The 19,559-nt window shown below is 42.1% G+C and carries 21 protein-coding genes, 4 pseudogenes and 1 riboswitch; of the genes and pseudogenes, 4 read left to right on the forward strand and 21 right to left on the reverse strand.

Annotation, left to right across the window (positions count from 1 at the left end):
• Window positions 1-3: 3 nt before the first annotated feature.
• The 5 genes from spoIIIAD to ETB99_RS00525 are packed head-to-tail and all read right to left on the reverse strand — an operon-like array spanning window position 4 to window position 2,355.
• On the reverse strand, window positions 4-405 hold the full coding sequence (gene spoIIIAD, locus ETB99_RS00505) for a stage III sporulation protein AD (RefSeq protein ID WP_268915724.1): 402 nt from the start codon (window positions 403-405) through the stop codon (window positions 4-6).
• Between the two features lie 6 nt (window positions 406-411).
• Window positions 412-618 (reverse strand): stage III sporulation protein AC, encoded by a 207-nt coding sequence (gene spoIIIAC, locus ETB99_RS00510; RefSeq protein WP_004889589.1) that lies wholly within the window; start codon window positions 616-618, stop codon window positions 412-414.
• Between the two features lie 15 nt (window positions 619-633).
• Window positions 634-1,146: a stage III sporulation protein SpoIIIAB gene (gene spoIIIAB, locus ETB99_RS00515; RefSeq protein ID WP_129000528.1), complete on the reverse strand. Its 513-nt coding sequence runs from the start codon at window positions 1,144-1,146 to the stop codon at window positions 634-636.
• Complete coding sequence (gene spoIIIAA, locus ETB99_RS00520; protein WP_077428739.1) at window positions 1,147-2,070, reverse strand: stage III sporulation protein AA; 924 nt, start codon at window positions 2,068-2,070, stop codon at window positions 1,147-1,149. It lies immediately after the preceding gene.
• A 12-nt stretch (window positions 2,071-2,082) separates the two neighbouring features.
• Window positions 2,083-2,355, reverse strand: coding sequence for a YqhV family protein (locus tag ETB99_RS00525; protein ID WP_171699670.1), 273 nt, complete (start codon window positions 2,353-2,355; stop codon window positions 2,083-2,085).
• 217 nt (window positions 2,356-2,572) lie between these two features.
• Between ETB99_RS00525 and ETB99_RS00530 the strand changes: the two genes are divergently transcribed.
• Window positions 2,573-3,088, forward strand: coding sequence for a GNAT family N-acetyltransferase (locus ETB99_RS00530; RefSeq protein WP_077428740.1), 516 nt, complete (start codon window positions 2,573-2,575; stop codon window positions 3,086-3,088).
• Between the two features lie 42 nt (window positions 3,089-3,130).
• On the opposite strand, the gene efp is transcribed toward ETB99_RS00530, so the two are convergent.
• From efp to ETB99_RS00550, 4 genes are read right to left on the reverse strand one after another with little or no spacing between them, the layout of a single operon-like run.
• The gene (gene efp, locus ETB99_RS00535) at window positions 3,131-3,688 is read right to left on the reverse strand and encodes an elongation factor P (protein WP_003394108.1); all 558 of its coding nucleotides are present in this window, start codon (window positions 3,686-3,688) and stop codon (window positions 3,131-3,133) included.
• 18 nt (window positions 3,689-3,706) lie between these two features.
• A complete protein-coding gene (locus ETB99_RS00540) occupies window positions 3,707-4,768 on the reverse strand; it encodes a M24 family metallopeptidase (RefSeq protein WP_077428741.1) in 1,062 nt (353 codons plus the stop codon).
• Window positions 4,769-4,770: 2 nt separating this feature from the next.
• Window positions 4,771-5,217: a type II 3-dehydroquinate dehydratase gene (aroQ, locus tag ETB99_RS00545; protein ID WP_004889580.1), complete on the reverse strand. Its 447-nt coding sequence runs from the start codon at window positions 5,215-5,217 to the stop codon at window positions 4,771-4,773.
• 38 nt (window positions 5,218-5,255) lie between these two features.
• The gene (locus ETB99_RS00550; RefSeq protein WP_077428742.1) at window positions 5,256-5,819 is read right to left on the reverse strand and encodes a YqhR family membrane protein; all 564 of its coding nucleotides are present in this window, start codon (window positions 5,817-5,819) and stop codon (window positions 5,256-5,258) included.
• Window positions 5,820-5,934: 115 nt separating this feature from the next.
• Here ETB99_RS00550 and ETB99_RS00555 point away from each other — a divergent pair, with 115 nt between their 5' ends.
• The gene (locus ETB99_RS00555; protein ID WP_129000533.1) at window positions 5,935-6,864 is read left to right on the forward strand and encodes a DUF1385 domain-containing protein; all 930 of its coding nucleotides are present in this window, start codon (window positions 5,935-5,937) and stop codon (window positions 6,862-6,864) included.
• A 20-nt stretch (window positions 6,865-6,884) separates the two neighbouring features.
• Window positions 6,885-7,226, forward strand: a complete 342-nt coding sequence (locus ETB99_RS00560; RefSeq protein ID WP_129000534.1) for an SA1362 family protein — start codon at window positions 6,885-6,887, stop codon at window positions 7,224-7,226.
• Between the two features lie 15 nt (window positions 7,227-7,241).
• Here ETB99_RS00560 and ETB99_RS00565 read toward each other — a convergent pair whose 3' ends face one another.
• The 9 genes and pseudogenes from ETB99_RS00565 to ETB99_RS00605 all read right to left on the reverse strand — a co-directional run bounded on the left by ETB99_RS00565 (window position 7,242) and on the right by ETB99_RS00605 (window position 14,579).
• Complete coding sequence (locus ETB99_RS00565) at window positions 7,242-8,117, reverse strand: patatin-like phospholipase family protein (RefSeq protein ID WP_171699672.1); 876 nt, start codon at window positions 8,115-8,117, stop codon at window positions 7,242-7,244.
• A gap of 74 nt (window positions 8,118-8,191) precedes the next feature.
• On the reverse strand, window positions 8,192-8,620 hold the full coding sequence (gene mntR / locus ETB99_RS00570) for a transcriptional regulator MntR (protein ID WP_009373920.1): 429 nt from the start codon (window positions 8,618-8,620) through the stop codon (window positions 8,192-8,194).
• 69 nt (window positions 8,621-8,689) lie between these two features.
• A pseudogene (locus ETB99_RS00575) lies at window positions 8,690-9,037 on the reverse strand (spore photoproduct lyase family protein); the annotation flags it as partial.
• A 159-nt stretch (window positions 9,038-9,196) separates the two neighbouring features.
• A pseudogene (locus tag ETB99_RS00580) lies at window positions 9,197-9,805 on the reverse strand (vitamin B12-dependent ribonucleotide reductase); the annotation flags it as partial.
• 86 nt (window positions 9,806-9,891) lie between these two features.
• The gene (locus ETB99_RS15235; RefSeq protein WP_309138128.1) at window positions 9,892-10,719 is read right to left on the reverse strand and encodes an HNH endonuclease; all 828 of its coding nucleotides are present in this window, start codon (window positions 10,717-10,719) and stop codon (window positions 9,892-9,894) included.
• A 264-nt stretch (window positions 10,720-10,983) separates the two neighbouring features.
• Window positions 10,984-12,165: pseudogene (locus ETB99_RS00590) on the reverse strand (vitamin B12-dependent ribonucleotide reductase); the annotation flags it as partial.
• A 93-nt stretch (window positions 12,166-12,258) separates the two neighbouring features.
• A complete protein-coding gene (locus ETB99_RS00595; protein ID WP_253263514.1) occupies window positions 12,259-12,696 on the reverse strand; it encodes a helix-turn-helix domain-containing protein in 438 nt (145 codons plus the stop codon).
• A gap of 99 nt (window positions 12,697-12,795) precedes the next feature.
• A pseudogene (locus ETB99_RS00600) lies at window positions 12,796-13,581 on the reverse strand (ribonucleotide reductase N-terminal alpha domain-containing protein); the annotation flags it as partial.
• 161 nt (window positions 13,582-13,742) lie between these two features.
• Window positions 13,743-14,579: a lipoate--protein ligase family protein gene (locus ETB99_RS00605; RefSeq protein ID WP_006317987.1), complete on the reverse strand. Its 837-nt coding sequence runs from the start codon at window positions 14,577-14,579 to the stop codon at window positions 13,743-13,745.
• Window positions 14,580-14,706: 127 nt separating this feature from the next.
• Between ETB99_RS00605 and ETB99_RS00610 the strand changes: the two genes are divergently transcribed.
• Complete coding sequence (locus ETB99_RS00610) at window positions 14,707-15,078, forward strand: rhodanese-like domain-containing protein (protein WP_035019487.1); 372 nt, start codon at window positions 14,707-14,709, stop codon at window positions 15,076-15,078.
• Window positions 15,079-15,266: 188 nt separating this feature from the next.
• Here ETB99_RS00610 and gcvPB read toward each other — a convergent pair whose 3' ends face one another.
• The 3 genes from gcvPB to gcvT are packed head-to-tail and all read right to left on the reverse strand — an operon-like array spanning window position 15,267 to window position 19,166.
• The gene (gene gcvPB / locus ETB99_RS00615) at window positions 15,267-16,715 is read right to left on the reverse strand and encodes an aminomethyl-transferring glycine dehydrogenase subunit GcvPB (RefSeq protein ID WP_171699674.1); all 1,449 of its coding nucleotides are present in this window, start codon (window positions 16,713-16,715) and stop codon (window positions 15,267-15,269) included.
• Entirely contained in the window at window positions 16,708-18,054 is a 1,347-nt protein-coding gene (gene gcvPA, locus ETB99_RS00620) for an aminomethyl-transferring glycine dehydrogenase subunit GcvPA (RefSeq protein ID WP_077428748.1), read from the reverse strand. Before gcvPA ends, gcvPB begins: the two co-directional genes overlap by 8 nt.
• A gap of 17 nt (window positions 18,055-18,071) precedes the next feature.
• On the reverse strand, window positions 18,072-19,166 hold the full coding sequence (gene gcvT / locus ETB99_RS00625) for a glycine cleavage system aminomethyltransferase GcvT (RefSeq protein WP_077428749.1): 1,095 nt from the start codon (window positions 19,164-19,166) through the stop codon (window positions 18,072-18,074).
• 143 nt (window positions 19,167-19,309) lie between these two features.
• A riboswitch (glycine riboswitch) is annotated at window positions 19,310-19,398 on the reverse strand.
• Window positions 19,399-19,559 lie beyond the last annotated feature (161 nt).

Below are 19,559 nucleotides of genomic sequence, written 5' to 3' on the forward strand. Positions count from 1 at the left end.
TCATCACCCCTTCATCGGAAGAAAACTCAAAATGGTTTCGATTAGAGCAGTTAAAATTGGGATGGCCATCGCTAAAATTAAAATTTTCCCACCAAGTTCAATTTTTCCCGCAATCGCTCCCTGTCCTGCATCTTTTGAAATTTGTGCACCAAACTCCGCAATATAGGCAATGCCAATAATTTTCAAAATCGTTTCAACGTACACGGTTTGAACGTGTGCTTCATTCGCTAACGTTTGAACCATGCGAAAAATGTCTTGAATGCGATCAATTAAGAATAAAAAAATAACTGTTCCGACAAACACAGTCAGCAAAAGCGAAATATTCGACTTATGCTCGTTTAAAATCGTCACTAAAAACGTGGCAATCAATCCAAGTCCAACAATTTGTAAAATATCAATGGGTATTCCCTCCTAACTTTGAAACAAAAAAACGGATTTAATTTTTTGAAATAAGTCTTGGACGATCGAAATAACTAAAAATAAAATATAAATAAACCCTAGTAATGTAACCCATTGAGCATATTCCTTTTTTCCGAATCCTTCTAACACCGTATGCAAAAAAGCAACGACAATGCCTACACCAGCAATACGAAAAATTAAATCTACGTCAACTCCCATTTTGAATGTCCTCCTCTATATGAGTAAAAGCACGATGAGAATGCCGGTTAATACGCCTAAACTTTTCATCATTTTTTCATAGCGCTGTTGTTTTTCAATCGCATCCCCTTCTTCTCTCTCTAAATGCACCATCGTTAAGCGAATGTAATTTTGCTGAATTTCATGATCGTACTGCCCAAGCGTTTCGCCAAACTGCTTCATAATTTCCAATTCTCCTTCTTTTAAAGCTGTCATTTTCCATACTTCGTGCAAACTTTCTTCCCAAGCTTGCCGAGCGTTCATCGTTCCTTTTTGCAACTTTTGCGCAAACGATTCAAACAACCATGATAACGGTCGCGATAGTTGCTGGGATAAGCGAAGGGAGGCGTCTATTAACGGTGTATGCCCGTACATAATTTCTGCTTCAAGCGCCTGTAACGCCATTTTTAACTGACGCAACTGTTTTGTACGCTCTCGTAAAAGTCGCGATGCTTCAAAACCGGACCATGTCGTTGCTAATATAATGCATACCGCTCCGATCCATTTCATTTACATCACACTCATCTTTCGATATACGTCGCGACCGCTTGAATCGCGAATGGCTTGAATCGTCCCAGGACGTCCGATATTCGTCAATTCAACAAAGCGCTCAAATACAGCTTGTTCTATAATCGGACGCAGCGATGGACGCTTCATTAAATCGTCCAGATGGCGACCGTGCGCTGTCATAAATAAGCCAACTCCTGCATGAACCGCTTCTAAAATAGCCGTACAATCCGCTTCGCTTCCAATTTCGTCAACAATTAAAACATCTGGGCTCATGGAACGGATCATCATCATCATTCCTTCGGCCTTCGGGCATGCATCGAGCACATCGACACGGCATCCGAATGTAAATTGCGGAATGCCTTTGACACACCCAGCAATTTCTGATCGTTCATCGACAATGCCAACTTTTCGAGGAGCAATATGCTGCTCTGTCACTCCGCTACTGACGATGCGTGCAATATCGCGAAGGAGTGTTGTTTTTCCTGTTTGCGGTGCGCCAATGATGATCGTATTCATCCATCGTCCGTCGTATAAGTAAGGAAGAAGTGGCTCAGCTATGCCGATTTGTTGACGGGCCATTCGGATGTTAAATGACGTAATATGTCGAATCGCTTTTACTTTTCCGTCTTCTACAATCACTTTTCCGGCTAAACCAACGCGATGCCCACCTTGAATCGTGATGTAGCCTTTTTTTAACTCTTCCTCGATTGTGTAAAGAGAATATTGACTTAGTTTATTTAATAGTTCGACACCTTCTTCCGTTTGTACAACATGCGGACATATGTACGACCTCCCACCAGCAATGACTTCCAGCGGCCGATGAATACGAATGCGAATTTCTTCAATCGTAGACTGGGGAAAAATAGAAAACGATTGAATGGCATCAACAAGCGTTTTAGGCAATATATTCAACACTGCTTGCATTCTCTTCCCCCCTCATTTCACGACATAAATACCGATCAATATACATACAACTCCAGCGCCGATCCATATGAATTTAAATAAAGATAATTCATTTGCTACGGCAACAAGCCCAACCATCATAACAACGAAAAAAATCGTCGGACCGACAACCGCAAGCAATGTGTTGACCGCAAGCGCCTTTTTTACGTCGTTGAACGACAACATAACGATCGCTGCGCTTAACTCAATCGCTGCAGATAAAAAACGTAACCCTGCCATCGTCCAAACCGTTGCATCAGTTTTCATCGCATCCTCCTTGTACAACAGTGCTAGTACAACGTATGCAGAAATGAGACAATTCAGAAGTATAGAGAGGAAAATTTATAGAGAAAGATGTTTACAGATGAGAAGGATATGTATACAATTTTTATACAAAAAGAAGGGATTGCTCATAACCATTTGGAAAGATTCATGGTGAGGCATCAAGCGATATGCTAAATAACAAATGAAGGGAATAATCAAGATGGCATACGTCATTCGCAAAATGAAACGAGAAGATATAAAACAAGTTCAATATATAGCGAAAATAACTTGGAATGCTACATATGAGGGTGTTATCCCTTCGGATGTGCAAGAAAATTTTTTAAAATCAGCTTACAGTGACGAGCGCATGAAACAACGATTACAATACTCTACTCTTTTTGTAGCTGAAGTAGAAAATAACATTGTGGGGTTTGCTAACTTTTCTTCAGTAAGAGAAGATGGAAATGTGGAGTTATGGGCTATTTATGTTCATCCAGAACACCAAGGCAAAGGAATCGGTTCAGCTTTGTTGCAAAAAGGAATACAAGACATAGACGGTATAAATAAAATTTATGTAAATGTAGAAAAAGATAATCAAATCGGAAAGACCTTTTATGAAGCTAAAGGTTTTGAAGTTGTGAAAGAGTTTGTTGAGGAATTTAATGGTCATACGTTAAAAACAATTCAAATGGTGCTAAAACTTAAAAAATCCCATATACAAAATTCAGCTTGTTGACAAAGCCAACAAGCTGAATTTCTCAATTTTTACAATTTTCCATTACGCACGTGATACGTATGTGCCGTCTGTTGTGTTAATAATTAATACATCGCCTTCGTTGACGAAGAACGGTACTTGAACGACAAGACCTGTCTCTAACGTTGCTGGTTTAGAGCCACCTGATGCTGTATCACCTTTAATACCTGGCTCTGTTTCAACAACTTTTAACTCAACGGTGTTTGGCAATTCAACACCGATCGTTTCACCTTGGTACATCATAATAAATACTTCCATGTTTTCTTTTAAAAACTTTAATTCATGTTCAATTTGTTTCGCAGGTAGTTCAATTTGCTCATATGATTCCATATCCATGAACACATGTTGATCGCCGTTTGCGTATAAATATTGCATTTTGCGGTTGTCGATTTGTGCTTTGCTTACTTTTTCACCTGCGCGGAACGTTTTTTCTTGAATTGCACCTGTGCGCAAGTTACGAAGTTTTGAGCGAACGAACGCCGCCCCTTTTCCTGGTTTCACATGTTGGAATTCGATGACGCGCCAAATGTCACCATCGACTTCAATCGTTAAGCCTGTACGAAAATCGTTTACTGAAATCATGTTCATTTCCTCCTATGTCTATAAAGTAATGAGATCTTTTGGTGAAAGAGTGAGCCGCTCATTGCCGTTTTCTGTAATGACGATGTCATCTTCAATGCGAACACCGCCTAATCCCGCTATGTAAATGCCTGGTTCGACCGTCACAACCATTCCCGGCTGTAGTACTGTATCCGAACGCATTGAAAGCGCCGGCATTTCATGCACTTCCATGCCAAGACCATGACCAGTAGAATGCCCAAAGTATTCGCCAAATCCACAAGCAGAAATGTAATCACGTGTGAGCGCATCTGCCTCTCGTCCTGTCATCCCTGGACGAATATGTTCAACACCACGAAGCTGAGCTTGCAACACGACATCATATATGCGCTTTAACTCGTCGCTTACATCTCCAACTGCAACCGTTCTCGTAATATCAGAGCAATATCCTTTATAATATGCGCCAAAATCAAGCGTGACGAGCTCACCTTTTTCGATGACTTTCTCTGTCGCCACCCCATGTGGCAATGCTGAACGCACACCAGAAGCAACAATCATGTCAAAAGACGAGCTTGTCGCACCTTGTTTACGCATAAAAAACTCTAATTCATTTGCCACATCTATTTCACGCACACCTGGGCGAATAAAATCGAGAATATGGCGAAATGCGGCATCGGCAATCTCGGCTGCTTCCTTTAATATCTTAATCTCTGCTTCCGACTTAATCAAGCGTAACTTTTCAACCGCGCCGGAAACAGGAACAAGCGTTGCTTTTACTGTTTTTGCATATGATGAAAACGTAGCATACGACATGTCATCTTGTTCAAAACCGAGTTTTTTAATACCTAATCGCTCCACTTGTTTCGCCACTTCTTCAATGAGCGTCTGCGTATGTTGCACAATTTCATATCCTTCAATTTGTCTTGTCGCTTGTTCAACGTAGCGAAAATCTGTAATAAATACGGCGTCTGTTTCACTAATTAAAACAACACCTGCCGTTCCTGTAAAATTCGTCATATAGCGACGGTTATATTCATTTGTAATAAGAAATCCGTCAATGCCATGTTCATTAAATTGTGCGCGAAGCTTTTGTAATTTATCCAACGTTATTTCCCCTTCCCTTCAACTATATCAAGCAACGCTAAAATCGCCAATCGATATCCGTTTACGCCAAGACCGACAATTTGCCCGGCCGTCACAGGAGCAAGAACAGATTGATGACGAAACGGCTCCCTTGCGTGAATATTTGAAATATGTACTTCAATGACTGGCGTTTGTATGCTTGCAATTGCATCACGCAAGGCATAACTGTAATGCGTAAACGCTCCGGGATTGAAAATGATCCCGTCATATAACGACTCCGCCCGATGAATTTGATCAATTAACGCACCTTCATAATTGCTTTGATAGCACGTTAACTCTACTTCATATTCACTAGCAAATTCCGTTAGCTGTTTTTCTAGTTGTGCAAGTGTCGTATGCCCATAAATGTGTGGCTCCCTCATACCAAGACGATTTAAGTTCGGACCGTTTAAAAGGAGGAATCGAACCATTCCCCCTCTCCCCCCTTTGCTGATGAAAATACATATGGTTATTTTACCACATCGGCCTGTTTTTGTCGCCTCATCTCTGCTACTTCGAATGAAATGGAATAACCGATAAACATTCCATATAAAATGTAAAAGCATACCATCGTAACAACCGTATTTCGCTCAAGTTGTGGAACAGCTTTTAATTGAGGAAAAATCGGATTTAATACGTAAAAAACAAGCACCCATAACCCGATGCCGAAAGCGACGCCTGGCCAAATACCTTGGCGATTTTTTAAAAAAGCATAGTATACAAACGCAGCAACGACAGAAGCAATCCCAATGAACAAAATCGCAATCGTCTGACCGAGCGCTCCGTTTTTCCAATCACCGATTGCCCATGGTTGCAAAATGAAATTTGGCGCTACCTCTGTAAAATGGAAAAAATAAGCACAGTATGCGAGGAAACTCCAAAACACACCTCCAATAAAACCAATTAATGCAACTTTTGCTAAAACAGGCATTGGCTTTTCTCTTTTGTTTTGTTCTAGTTGTGCGTCTTGTTTCGTTTTTGTTTGCACAGCAATCACCTCCGTTTTTATCTTGTCCAAAATGTTGCATCTCATGTGTATCGTTTCTCATTTTTGGCAACAATACGAATACAAACGATACATCGACCTAGAGGTTTTTATCGTTTTCTTGTAGAATATAAGAAAAAAGAAAATAGGTTGGTGTCTTCTTATGAGCAAAAACGTATATGGTGGGCAGGCGGTCATTGAAGGTGTAATGTTTGCTGGACGTCATCATTCTGTCACAGCCATTCGTCGCAAAGACGGTTCGATTGAGTATTTCCACGTTCCACGCGAAACAAATAAAACGCTCGCTTCATTAAAGAAAATCCCGTTTCTGCGCGGCATTTTTGCGATTATTCAGGCAAGCGCAAACGGCTCGAAACATTTGCAATTTTCGAGCGAACGATACGATCTTGATCCAAATGAAGATGAAGCATTGCACGCTGAAGCTCCGTCCAAATGGACGATGATTTTAGGCGTTGCGCTTATTGGGGTATTATCGTTTTTATTCGGAAAATTTATTTTCACACTCATTCCTGTATTTTTAGCTGAATTAACGAGACCGATTTTCCCGTCGAAAACGGCACAAATACTTGTTGAAGGCTTTTTTAAACTTCTTTTGCTTTTGGGCTATATTTACTTTATTTCACTCACACCTCTTGTCAAACGACTGTTTCAATATCATGGAGCTGAACATAAAGTAATTAATGCCTACGAAAATGGTTTGCCATTGACGGTTGAACATGTACAACAACAGTCTCGTCTTCATTATCGTTGCGGGAGCAGCTTCATTTTATTTACTGTCATCATCGGCGTATTCGTTTACATGTTCGTTCCAACCGAACCGCTTTGGGTGCGCGTATTAAATCGCTTAGCGCTCATTCCTGTTGTATTAGGACTATCGTTTGAAGTATTACAAATTACAAACGCGGTGCGACATGTTCCAATGTTACGCTGGTTTGGCTACCCTGGTTTATGGTTACAACGATTAACAACGAAAGAACCGACTAATGATCAAGTAGAAGTAGCGATCGCATCATTTCAACGGTTGCTTGAGTTAGAGGGAGAAGCGACGAAACAGCAAGAAGAAGTGGTGTAATGATAAAGGAGGTGGATCGATTGCGTCGGCGCCCATTCCCGCTTATCACGTTGCTTATTGTATTTGCTATTTTCGGGTTTTCTTATCGACTATGGAACGATCCAATTCAGTTGTTGAAACAAATATTTTTTATCGTGTTTGTTGTAGCTGTCTTTTATAGCATATATAAATGGATGCAAAGACAGCGCTCTAATCACTCATATCAAAAAGCGGTAAAACAATCGAAAAAGCTCCACCATCAAAAAACAAAGCCGACGTCGAAAAAACAAACGCGCCCAACCGCTTTAAAGAAAAAGCACGTCACTCATTTAACAGTCATTGAAGGTAAAAAAGGAAAGAAAAAAAATCGGGCCTCTTTTTGACCCGATTTTTTTCTTTTAATACGTCCATGTTTTTAAAAATTGTTCTGTCCGTTCCTTTCCAAACGAAATAAGCTTCTTTTTTTCTTCGTCCGTCACTGAGAAATCGGTCGCAACGACATGTTTGACAGGAAGAAAAACAATGTTTTTTTCATGGCGGCGTGAAATGTACCGTTCATCGTGTGCCTCGCGCATCGTTTGAAACAACGCTTCATACAACTCAATCGCGTTATTAATTTGCTTTTTTGCTTTTTGTGCCTGTTTTGCACTCAATTTGATACCAAGAACAGGTCTCTTTTTCCGTTCTTCATCAAATAAAAAAATCGGAAAATTGCTTAGTAAGCCACCATCAGCGACGATATGTCTTCCCTCATCCGTCTTTAGCCTCACAGGCTCAAAAAAATAAGGAATACCAACGCTCATTCTTACTGCCTTTGCGACTGAAAACCGAAGCGGATCAATGCCGTATTTCGGTAAATCATCTGGCAAAATAAGCATCGTTCCATTCGTTAAATCGGAAGCAACAACGCGCAGTCGTTCGTGCGGCAAATCTGCAAATGTGCGCACCCCTTTTTTGTTAAGCTGTTCAGCTATCCATTGTTCGAGCTTTTCACCTTTATATAGCCCCATTCTCCAATAAAGGACGAGCCATTTTAACCATGCATACGGAATGATCGTACGTCGCTCATCGAGAAAATCCATTAAATTGAGATCATCCATGATCAATATTTCTTTACTTGTAAACCCTGCTGCAATAAATGAAGCGATGAGTGCCCCTGCACTCGTACCAGCAAGCCGTTTAAAGCGAAAACCTCTTTCCTCAATCGCCTCATATGCTCCAATGAGCGCAAAACCTTTGACCCCTCCGCCTGAAAATACACCGTCAATCTCCATCCTCTTCCCTCCTCGCCATATATGTATGAACAACGAGAAGAGTTGAGCATAAAAAAACAAAAAAGAACAAGCGTTTATGCCTGTTCTTGCTCGTTCTGTTTTTGAATGTTGCGAAGCGCTTCAAGACGTGACCGATCTTCTTCAAAATATTGTACTAAGTCACCGATGCGATCAATCGCATTCCAACTTAAATGATGTTCAATTCCCTCAACATCGCGATAAATATTTTCTTCATCTACACCAATGAGACGCATAAATTGTTCCAGTAGCTCATGGCGATACACAAGCCGCTTGCCGATTTTTTTGCCCTTTGGTGTAAGGACAAGTCCACGGTACTTTTCGTATACTAAATATTCGTCTTTATCGAGTTTTTGCACCATTTTCGTCACAGAGGAGGGATGAACGGACAATGCCTCGGCAATATCTGATACACGGGCATATCCTTTTTCTTCAATCAATATATAAATTTGCTCAATATAATCTTCCATGCTTGGTGTTGGCATACGTTTCCCTCCTAAACAAACATCCGTAATCATTATGATTATAACATGTTTACCAAGCATGACAACTATTTACGTAAAATATTCAATCGTTGCTTCAGGAAAAAATTGTGCAATGTAGGAGCGAATTGTGGCATTCAGCTGGTTCGCCTCTTCATCTTGATACACATATTTTCCAATTCCGTATCGTCCCCATTTATATTTTCGCTTCGTTTCATCTAGATCGAGCTTCGTTTTCGGATACCGTTTTTGAATGACTGTTTTTGCTGGTTTCGTGAAGCGATGTTGTATTAATTCAAACGTTAAATTCGTTAAGTCAACATCTCGCAAATTAGCATGTAATCGTTCAAATAGCTCAAAATACCCTTCTTCCCAGCCGTCATGCATGTAAATTGGCGCGACGATAAAGCCGAGCGGATAATGAAGCACTTCGGGCTCAAAATAAACAAGCTGAGGAATAAATGATTTCATTCGATCACCTCAATGTTAGTATGTTTGATTGTCATGAGGTGATGAAATACAATTTTTGTTATTATTCATAATAAAATAAGGAACGGGTTTTTCCCGTCCCTTTTTACATTATAAACCACATTTTAATTGCGCTCCGCAACTTGTGCACGTGTTGCAGCCACCGATTTCTTCGACCGTTCCTTCACGGCATACCGGGCAAATGTTGCCGACTTCTGAACCGATCGTGACGTCCGTTGCGCGTAAATCTGGAATCGTTTCAACAAGCGCAACAGCCCGTTTTTTCGGTTCTTCTGGAAGGAGCTCCAGTTGTTCTTCAACCGCATGTTCTTCCGCTTTTAATGTTAATACTTGCGCATCGCGGCTACCGTCGACATAGACTGTTCCACCTTTTGCGCCGCCTCGCCATAACCGCTCGTACACTTTTTGTACTTGCTCAACCGTATAGCCTCGCGGGGCATTTACCGTTTTCGAGAGACTTGAATCCACCCAACGTTGAATAATGCACTGGACATCGGCATGCGCTTCTGGCGATAAGTCCATGGCGGTTACAAACCAATGCGGCAAGTTGTTCGGATCCGCTTCTGGATGTTTATCTAAATATTCTTGAACGATATCCGCCTTCACTTCAATAAACTTGCCTAGACGGCCGCTTCGATAATAAGAAAAGGAAAAATATGGTTCAAGTCCTGTGGACACGCCGATCATGGTTCCGGTACTCACTTATGTTACTTCTATCCATACATATTGGACAGAAGGCAGGTACGATATTGCTACCCGCTCCATATGTCGCCATATGGGTCAGACTATATCTTCAACCAAATCTCCTGTGAATGTCTTTTGCGATGACAAGGATACTCACATAAGGTAATTAAATTAGATAATTCATTCGCCTTTTCCCAATCACCGTTGAAAGCCCTAAATGGTATAATGTGATGAACTGATAATTCACGTCCATATTCAGCTTCTGTTATTCCACAATCTTGACAAGTAAAATTATCACGTTCCCTAGCCTTCCTGCGCTGAGCTCTCCAGTTTGGCCCATAATATTCTATATCTCCCCCTGCCCAAGCACCATTGTTTTCTCCAGAGAACATCCTAGTTCTTTCATAATAATCACCCATGCAATGCACAGAACAGAAATTAAGGTTTCTAACAACAGAAGGTTTTTTCTCGATTTTTTTGCCACAATTATTACATGTGACAATAATTCGCTTTTTATATTGAACTTTTCCTCTTTCACCGTTCGCTTTGCCTAGACATGTTCTCGAACAATATTTTGCGCTTAATTTTCGATTTTCTGGGACATCGAACGTTTTTCCGCAAGTTTCACAAATTTTTTCGACACGTTTTCTCAAATGTTGATTAATTTGATGGGCGTTCTGTATTAGATACATTCTCCTACATTGTTTATTACAAAAATTATTTTTTTGAATAATAGAAGGCTTTCGAAGCATTTCCCCTCCACAAAACGAGCAAAAAACTTTAACTTTTTTACTCATCTTTTTCCAAAATAATGGTGGATTCTTTTTTTGATACTCTGTTTTGCAAGATCGGGAACAAAACTTTTTTCTTTCAAAGTGACTAGGCTTTACATAAATTTCTTCATCGCAATTAAGACATTTTTTCTTCACAGGAACATCTCTCCTTTTCTGTCCTAATATGATTATTATAAAACAGAACAGGTGTTCCTGTCGCGAGATTTGGTTGCTCGGCGTGTAGTCGTTGAGGGGTCAGCCACGACTTCCCTGCGGATTGTCTGGTAGGATAATCCAACACTCTTGCATTTTTACCTCTTTCATGTGCTGGCAAGGCACAGGTAGCAAGAGATACGCCAGATTTCCCCGCATATAGCCGAGTTTTCACTGTATTTTTACAAATACAGGGGGCAACTACTTACCCGTCGGAGCCACGGTCAGCAAATGCGAGTTGCGAATGCCGTATTTTAAAATATCTTGGCGAATATCGTCCGGCATTTTTTTCATATAACCGGTGTGAATAAACGCTTCGCGCAATTTCATCGTTTCTTCTTCCGTTTCGCCAACTAAAAACGGAAAGCTTCCTTTTTCTTTCGCAAGCTCAATCGACGCCCGATATGCCGTTGTTGCAATCGTTTTAAACAGCTCATCAACTAACTGATTACCCTCTTTGGAGCCATACTCTTTTTCACAATAAATAAGTAAGTCAGCTAGTCCCATGACGCCAAGACCGATGCGACGCTCCCCAAGCGCTTGCTTTTTATTTTCTTCAAGGAAATACGGGGTTGCGTCAATAACGTTATCTTGCATACGGACGCCAACTTCAACCGTACGCTTTAATTTTTCATAATCAACGACCTTTTTTTCTTTATCGACCATATTTGCCAAATTAATCGCGGCTAAATTGCACACAGAATAAGGTGCGAGTGGTTGCTCACCACATGGATTTGTTGCAACAACTTTTTGTCCGTACGCTCTTGCATTCGTCATGTCGTTGGCGTTGTCGATAAAGAAAATACCTGGTTCGGCAGAATACGTTGCGCAAATGTTAATGAGTTTCCATAGCTCGCGCGCACGAATTTTCCGATAAACACGAACGCGATAGCCCATTTTCTCCCATTCGCGCACATCGCCGACTTCATGCCATTTTTCGTTGTAGATGCGCATTTCTTCTTCCGAATACGTCTCAACATCTGGAAAGCGCAATTCATACTCTTCATCTTTCTCTACCGCTTCCATAAACTCTTTCGTTAAACAAACAGAAATGTTCGCTCCTGTTAAAAAGTCTGGATTGTGGACGCTATACGTGCCACCTGTGCGCAACTTTTCTTCCGCATCTTTAATGATTTTTTCCGTGAAACCGCCGTAACCCGGGATGTTTTTATAATTAACAATCCCTTGATACATTGCGCGTTCTTGTTCAGTAAGTGGCGTAAATTTTAATTTTTCTTTCGCTGCTTTTTGAATGCCTTCATCTTCCGTATTTTCAAGTAAATAGCGTAAAATGCGCGGATTTTGCATTTTGGAAATGATGAATTCAATAATGTCCGGATGCCAATCGGCTAACATAATCATTTGTGCGCCACGCAACTTGTTACTCACTCATTTGAGTGGGCTAGGTCATTTCTGCCTAGCTCTCCGTCTTTCGAACGGAGATCAGACTATATCATCAAAGAAGAGAATATCACATATTTTCTATTCAATTTTATATCTCCATGTTGATATTGGAGTTTTTATATCAGAGAAATAATTTTCATTATAATCATATTTTTTGTTCGCTAGCTTACCGGCTTCCCCACATTTTCTGATTTCAAACATTTTCATTTCTTCATTCCATCTTCTTAAAGTTCCCCTATTTACACCTAATATTTTAGCTATTTTAACTTGGCTATATCCTTCTTTATGGAGATATTTCGCTTTTTCCAACATCTCTTCTTTGTCTCGTGCCTCGTAACCTCGTTGCCGGGCGTTACGATTTACTCCTTCCATGGCTTCTCCACTCCAAACATGTTTATTTATTACATTCATTGTATGGGAAGCTGTAGGAAGTTTCAATAGTCGTTGAACCTTCATCTCTGTTTCCAGAGACGCTTGGCTGCTGGTTGCCCATTGTTCCATCCAATTGATTTTCACACCATCACGCCTGCCGTTGCCAGCTACGTTGTGGTTCAATTGGCTTTAGGGTGTTCCAGCAATTCACGAGATTTTACTCCCGCCGATGGCGCTCTGTTAACGGGAGCCACCTTGTTCGACAAGATGGGTTAATTTTGCGATGTCGTCAAGCCATGATACGGACCCGGACGATTTTCCGTTCACTCCGCGCGCGAGTGTGTTACGTGGACGAAGGGTAGAACCGTTCGTTCCTACACCGCCACCGCGGCTCATAATTTCCATCACCTGTTTGCGATGCTCAGAAATGCCTTCGCGCGAATCTTTCACAAATGGCATAACATAACAGTTAAAGTACGTCACTTCTGTCCCAGAACCTGCTCCGTACAGTACGCGTCCAGCTGGAACAAAATTCAGGCTGACGAGCTGTTCATAAAACTTTTCAAACCACTCTTTTCTTTTTTCTTCTGTTTTTTCAACAGCGGCTAGCCCGGTTGCGTTCCGCTTTGCAATTTGCTCATAAAAAATTTCAAGTGGCTTTTCAATGACATCGAGCGAGCGAACAACAACGCCTGTTTTCGCTTCGTCTCCTTCCAACACATGACGATATTCTTCTTCAACGAGCACGTGTGCTTTTTTATTTTCCCAGTCCAACTCAACGATAAATCCAAGGCCACGCGCTGGAAACTTCGGATCTTCCTTTACCGTTAAAACGACAAAGTCCCCAACGCTTAACGTCAACTTTTCCGTATCTTTAAACGAATAGCGATCAAGCATCACTAAACGCGACACACCCTTATATGTAATGTGCATCTCAGGGGTAATCGGGTGCACTTGTGGAAAGAGACGAATATCTTCGTTCAACTTGTCCACATTCACCGTCATTTTTTCAGAAAACGCAACCGTCATTTTTTTACCTCTCCTCTACCAACATAATCTTACTATATTAAACTACCATATATCGACAACAATAATCAATAAAAAAATCAATATATAGTATGATTTTTTAAAAATCATATACTACATATTGATAATTAAGTCAAGCATTTTTTATTTGTCAAGAGAAAAATTTACCGTTTAAAATTCCATTCATCTGTTTCGTATTTGTTTTTCGCTAGTTGCTGAACGTAGAAAAGCTCATCATCTGTTAATTCATATCGTTCAAGCTGAACATTTAACCCTTTTTCAAATCCTTTGAAAAACGCTTCTTTTGCCTCATTGATCGTAATGTTTCGATCCGTTAATTCATTAATGGCGACTGCTTTGTTTTTAAAGTTTTGCCTTAATCGTTCTTTCACTCTTTCATTCGGATACTTAAATAGACTAAAAAGCATGTCTTCGTCTAAATCTAATAAAATCGATCCGTGTTGTAAAATGACTCCTTTTTGCCTCGTTTGAGCGCTTCCTGCCACTTTTCTTCCTTCGACAACGAGCTCATACCAAGACGGTGCATCAAAACAAACAGCCGAGCGCGGATTTTTTAAATCTGCTTTTTCTTCTTCTGTTTTTGGCACCGCAAAATACGCATCAAGCCCTAGAAAGCGAAATCCTTCTAAAATGCCTTGTGAAATGACACGATACGCTTCCGTCACCGTTTGTGGCATAGCTGGATGCGATTCAGACACGATAACGCTATACGTCAACTCTTGGTCATGAAGCACACCGCGTCCCCCGGTTGGACGTCTAACAAAACCAAGACCATACTTTTTGACCGCTTCCATATCAATTTCTTTTTCCACTTTTTGAAAATAGCCAATCGAAAGCGTCGGTGGATTCCAACCGTAAAACCGAATCGTCGGCGGAATTTTTCCTTCGCTATGCCATTCTAACAACGCTTCATCAAGCGCCATATTAAACGCTGGAGAACAATTGCCTGAGTCAATAAAACGCCATACTTCTTTTTCCATCTACTCCACCCTTTCCTCTATCATTTTATAGTGTAACAAACATAATAAGTCAATGGAAAATGCTTTGCTTCTTGCCTAAAACATTTATATAATAGACATGGCAACGATGAAAAAAAGGAGGGGCATCATGACAATCGCTCTTATTATTCTCGGAGCAATTATTGTGTACGCGGTCATTACATACTTTTACCAAAAGCGAATCGTTCAAACGTTGACGGAAGAAGAGTTTCGCGCAGGCTATCGAAAAGCACAACTCATCGATGTTCGCGAACCCGATGAATACGCGGCAGGTCATATTTTAGGAGCTCGTAACATTCCGCTTTCTCAATTACGTTTACGCATGAAAGAATTGCGTAAAGATCAACCAATTTACTTATATTGCCAAAGCGGAATACGTAGCAGTCGCGCGGCACAAATGTTGTATCGCAACGGCTATCGGGATTTATACCATTTAAAAGGCGGATTTAAAATGTGGACAGGAAAAGTAAAGAAAAAATAAGGTGCCAAGCCTACACGCCTGGCACCTCGTTTATTTAAGAAAAAGAAAGCATACACGTGATTAGGTAGGGAGCTGTCTAGCTCCAAGCGCCATCGGCTCGAGTCGCTCCGCCCCACACTGCGGCGGCGACAGCCTCCTCGGTGGGGCTTGTGCGCTCTTCGCCGATAGGCAGGCGCTTTGCGCTTTTCTTAATAACGCAAAATTGGTTTGCGAGCAGCCGTCGTTTCATCTAAACGTTTGACGACCGTTGTATGTGGCGCTTCTTGGACGATTTCTGGCGTTTCTTCCGCTTCTTTTGCGATTTGAATCATCGCATCAATAAATGCATCAAGCGTCTCTTTTGACTCAGTTTCGGTCGGCTCGATCATCATGCACTCTTCGACGATGAGCGGGAAATAAATTGTCGGTGGATGGTAGCTGAAATCAAGGAGACGTTTCGCAATATCAAGCGTACGTACCCCTAATTTCTTTTGTCGCTTTCCTGACAAAACAAATTCGTGTTTGCAATGACGGTTGTATGGCAAGTCGTAATACTCAGCCAATCGGCGCATCATATAGTTGGCGTTTAATACCGCATATTCTGTCACTGCTTTTAAGCCATCTGGCCCCATCGAACGAATATACGTATACGCACGAACGTTAATGCCAAAGTTGCCATAAAACGGCTTCACACGCCCGATCGCTTGTGGTCTATCGTAGTCGAAATAGTAGCCGTTTTCTCCCTTTTCCACCGTTGGCTTCGGTAAAAACGGAATGAGATCCGCCTTCACGCCGACAGGACCTGAGCCAGGGCCACCGCCACCGTGTGGACCGGTAAACGTTTTATGAAGGTTTAAATGCACAACGTCAAAGCCCATATCGCCAGGGCGTGCTTTGCTTAACACCGCATTCAAGTTAGCCCCGTCATAATACAGCTTTCCGCCTGCAGCATGCACAATTTCTGCCATTTCTAAAATATTTTCTTCAAAAAGACCGAGCGTATTCGGATTGGTGAGCATTAACGCTGCGGTATCTGGACCGACAACGCGGCGTAAATCGTCTAAGTCAACAAGCCCTTCTTCGGTCGATTTTACCGTCACCGTTTCAAAGCCGGCAACCGTCGCCGATGCAGGATTTGTTCCGTGCGCCGTATCGGGAACGATGACTTTCGTTCGGTGATAGTCGCCGTTTGCTTCGTGATAAGCGCGAATCATCATGAGTCCTGTCCATTCCCCATGCGCACCTGCAGCTGGCTGTAGCGTTACCGCGTCCATTCCAGTAATTTCTTTTAAATGCTCTTGTAAGTCATACATTAATTCAAGCGCTCCTTGCACCGTTTCTTCCGGCTGAAGCGGATGGATGTGAGCAAATCCAGCGAAGCGAGCAACATTTTCGTTTATTTTCGGATTGTATTTCATCGTACAAGATCCAAGCGGATAAAAGCCGGAATCGACCCCATGATTGCGCTTGGACAACGCTGTATAATGACGCATAATATCAAGCTCCGACACTTCTGGAAGCTCAGGTGCTTCTTGACGAATGTAATCGGTTGGAATGACTTGTGCAACATCGATGGCTGGCACGTCTAGCTTCGGTAAGCTATACCCAATTCGCCCTGGCTTACTTAATTCAAAAATAAGCGGTTGGTCTTTATGCATGACAATCCCCCAATTCTTTTACAAGCGTGTCGATTTCTTCTTTCGTGCGTAGTTCCGTCACTGCAATTAACATACAATTTTGTAGTTCTGGATAATCACGCCCGAGATCATAGCCACCAATGATTCCTTTTTCCAATAGCTTTTTATTTACTTCTGCTATCGGTTTGTTCATGCGGATGACAAACTCGTTGAAAAACGGTCCTGTAAATACGACATCAAATCCATGATTAACAAACGCCTCTTTTGCATAGTGTGCTTTTTGAATATTCATCGTTGCCATTTCTTTTACCCCGTTTTTACCAAGCGCAGTCATCGCCACCGACGCTGCAAGCGCGTTTAACGCTTGGTTCGAGCAAATATTCGATGTTGCTTTGTCGCGGCGAATGTGTTGCTCGCGCGCTTGTAATGTCAAGACGAAACCTCGGCGACCTTCTTCGTCTGTCGTTTGTCCGACAAGACGTCCCGGAATTTTGCGCATGAGCGCTGATTTCACCGCAAAATAGCCGCAATGCGGGCCACCAAATTGCGTTGGAATACCAAACGGCTGCGCATCGCCAACGACGATGTCCGCCCCGAATTGGCCTGGCGGCGTTAATACCCCTAATGCAAGCGGATTGCTGGCGACAACGAACATTCCTTTATGCGCATGAGCGATTGGCTCGATCTCTTTTAGCGGTTCGATTTGTCCGAAAAAGTTCGGATATTGTACAATGACACATGCCACATCTTCGTTCATTTCTGTTTGAAGGGCGTCAATATCCGTTACACCGTTTTTGTACGGTATTTCTACTACCTCTAGCCCAGGACCTTTCGCATACGTTTTCACGACGTCGCGGTATTCTGGATGCACCGCGCTTGATAACAACACTTTTTTCTTTTTCGTATGCGCCGCGCTTAATAACGCTGCTTCTGCTAGCGCTGTTCCACCGTCGTACATCGATGAATTTGCCACATCCATGCCTGTTAGCTCGCAAATCATCGTTTGAAACTCGAAAATGGCTTGCAATTCCCCTTGCGAAATTTCTGGTTGATACGGTGTATATGCCGTATAAAACTCGGAACGTGAAATGACGTGATCCACAATCGTCGGAATGTAATGATCGTACACCCCTGCCCCTAAAAACGACGTGTGTGTCTTCATATCCGCATTTTTTGCCGCTAATGCCATTAATTCTTTCATTAACTCCGGTTCTGATTTTGCCGGCTTAATGTTGTACTCTCCTTGAAAACGGACGCTTTCCGGGATGTCAGAAAACAATTCATCAATGGACTGTACCCCGATCGTTTGTAACATTTGCTGCTTATCTTCTTCTGTCATCGGCAAATAACGATGAAGCATAACTCTCTCTCCTCACATTATTTTGTACGCTTGTAAAACGGTGTTGCCACCACTCTTGCTTTTAACCGCTTCCCACGAACGTCTACTTCCACTTCCGTACCAAGTGACGAAAACGCAGTAGAAATAAGCGCTAGTCCGATATTTTTTTTAAGCGTTGGCGATTGTGTTCCGGTCGTGACGAAGCCAATTTGCTCATTGTTGACATACACCGCATATCCGTGACGCGCAATGCCTTTGTCAATCATTTCGATTCCGACAAGTCTCCGTGGCGCTCCTTCTTCTTTTTGCTTCTTCAATATTTCTTTTCCGAAAAAGTCGACATCTTTATTCGTTTTTACTGCAAATCCAAGCCCTGCTTCGATTGGGGTAATATCTTTGGCCAGTTCTTGTCCATATAGCGGCAAGCATGCTTCAAAACGAAGCGTGTCGCGTGCACCGAGCCCGCATGGAAGTACCCCTTCTTCTTTTCCTGCTTCTAAAATGGTGCGCCAAAGCGTTGGGGCATCTTCTGCTCGACAATATAGCTCAAATCCGTCTTCTCCTGTATATCCTGTTCGGGACACAAGCGTTTGAACTCCTGCAACATCAACATGATCTGCAAAAGCGAAAAACTTCATCGTAGATAAATCGACCGTCGTCAATTGCTGTAATACTTTTTCTGCAAGTGGGCCTTGTAGCGCAAGTTGCGCAATATCGTTTGAAATATTGACAAGTTCGACATCCCCAACAACATGCTCAGAAAGCCAAGCAAAATCTTTCTCAATATTGGCAGCGTTTACGACAAGAAGATAATGATCGTCCGCTTTTTTATAAACAAGTAAATCATCAACGGTTCCCCCATCTTCATAACACATCAACGTGTATTGGGCGCGACCGTCCGTTAACTTCGCAACGTCGTTTGTCATCATTTTTTGTAAAAAAGCAAGACTATCTTTTCCTTTCACTTCAAACTCGCCCATATGGGACACATCAAATAACCCTGCACGCGTTCGTACAGCTTCATGTTCTTCTTTAATGCTAGAAAATTGCACAGGCAACTCCCAGCCACCAAAATCAATCGTTTTTGCGCCATACTCTGCATACAGAGGAAATAGCGGTGTTCTTTGTAACATATGCTCCCTCCTTGTTCATAAAAAAAGACAGACGACCCCCATATTGTCATATGGTAGTCTCTGTCCTTTCACCTGAAAGTTTCCCTAAGAGTAATTAGGTGTCCTCGTGGGTGGTTCACGTTTGTGAACGCTCTCCAGAGCTGCGTCAAACAAGAGTTCTTTTGCCTGAGAGATTCGTGTTGCCACTTGCTCCTTCGGCGCTACGTGCTGTAGTCTCTCCCCTTGTTCTCATCCGCCCGTATACAATTGTCGTTTTTGTGCCACACTACGTGTAAACACACCAGTCAACTACCCCCACTTAGCTAACGCTTGAAGCGGGGGCTTGCAACTCCCCAGAAGTGCAAACGGACTTCGTCCTCCTTCCTTGACTTGGGGTTGCATCAGGGGCAGGTT

This window comes from Anoxybacillus sp. CHMUD (assembly GCF_013096965.1).
GTDB lineage: Bacteria > Bacillota > Bacilli > Bacillales > Anoxybacillaceae > Anoxybacillus > Anoxybacillus kestanbolensis_A.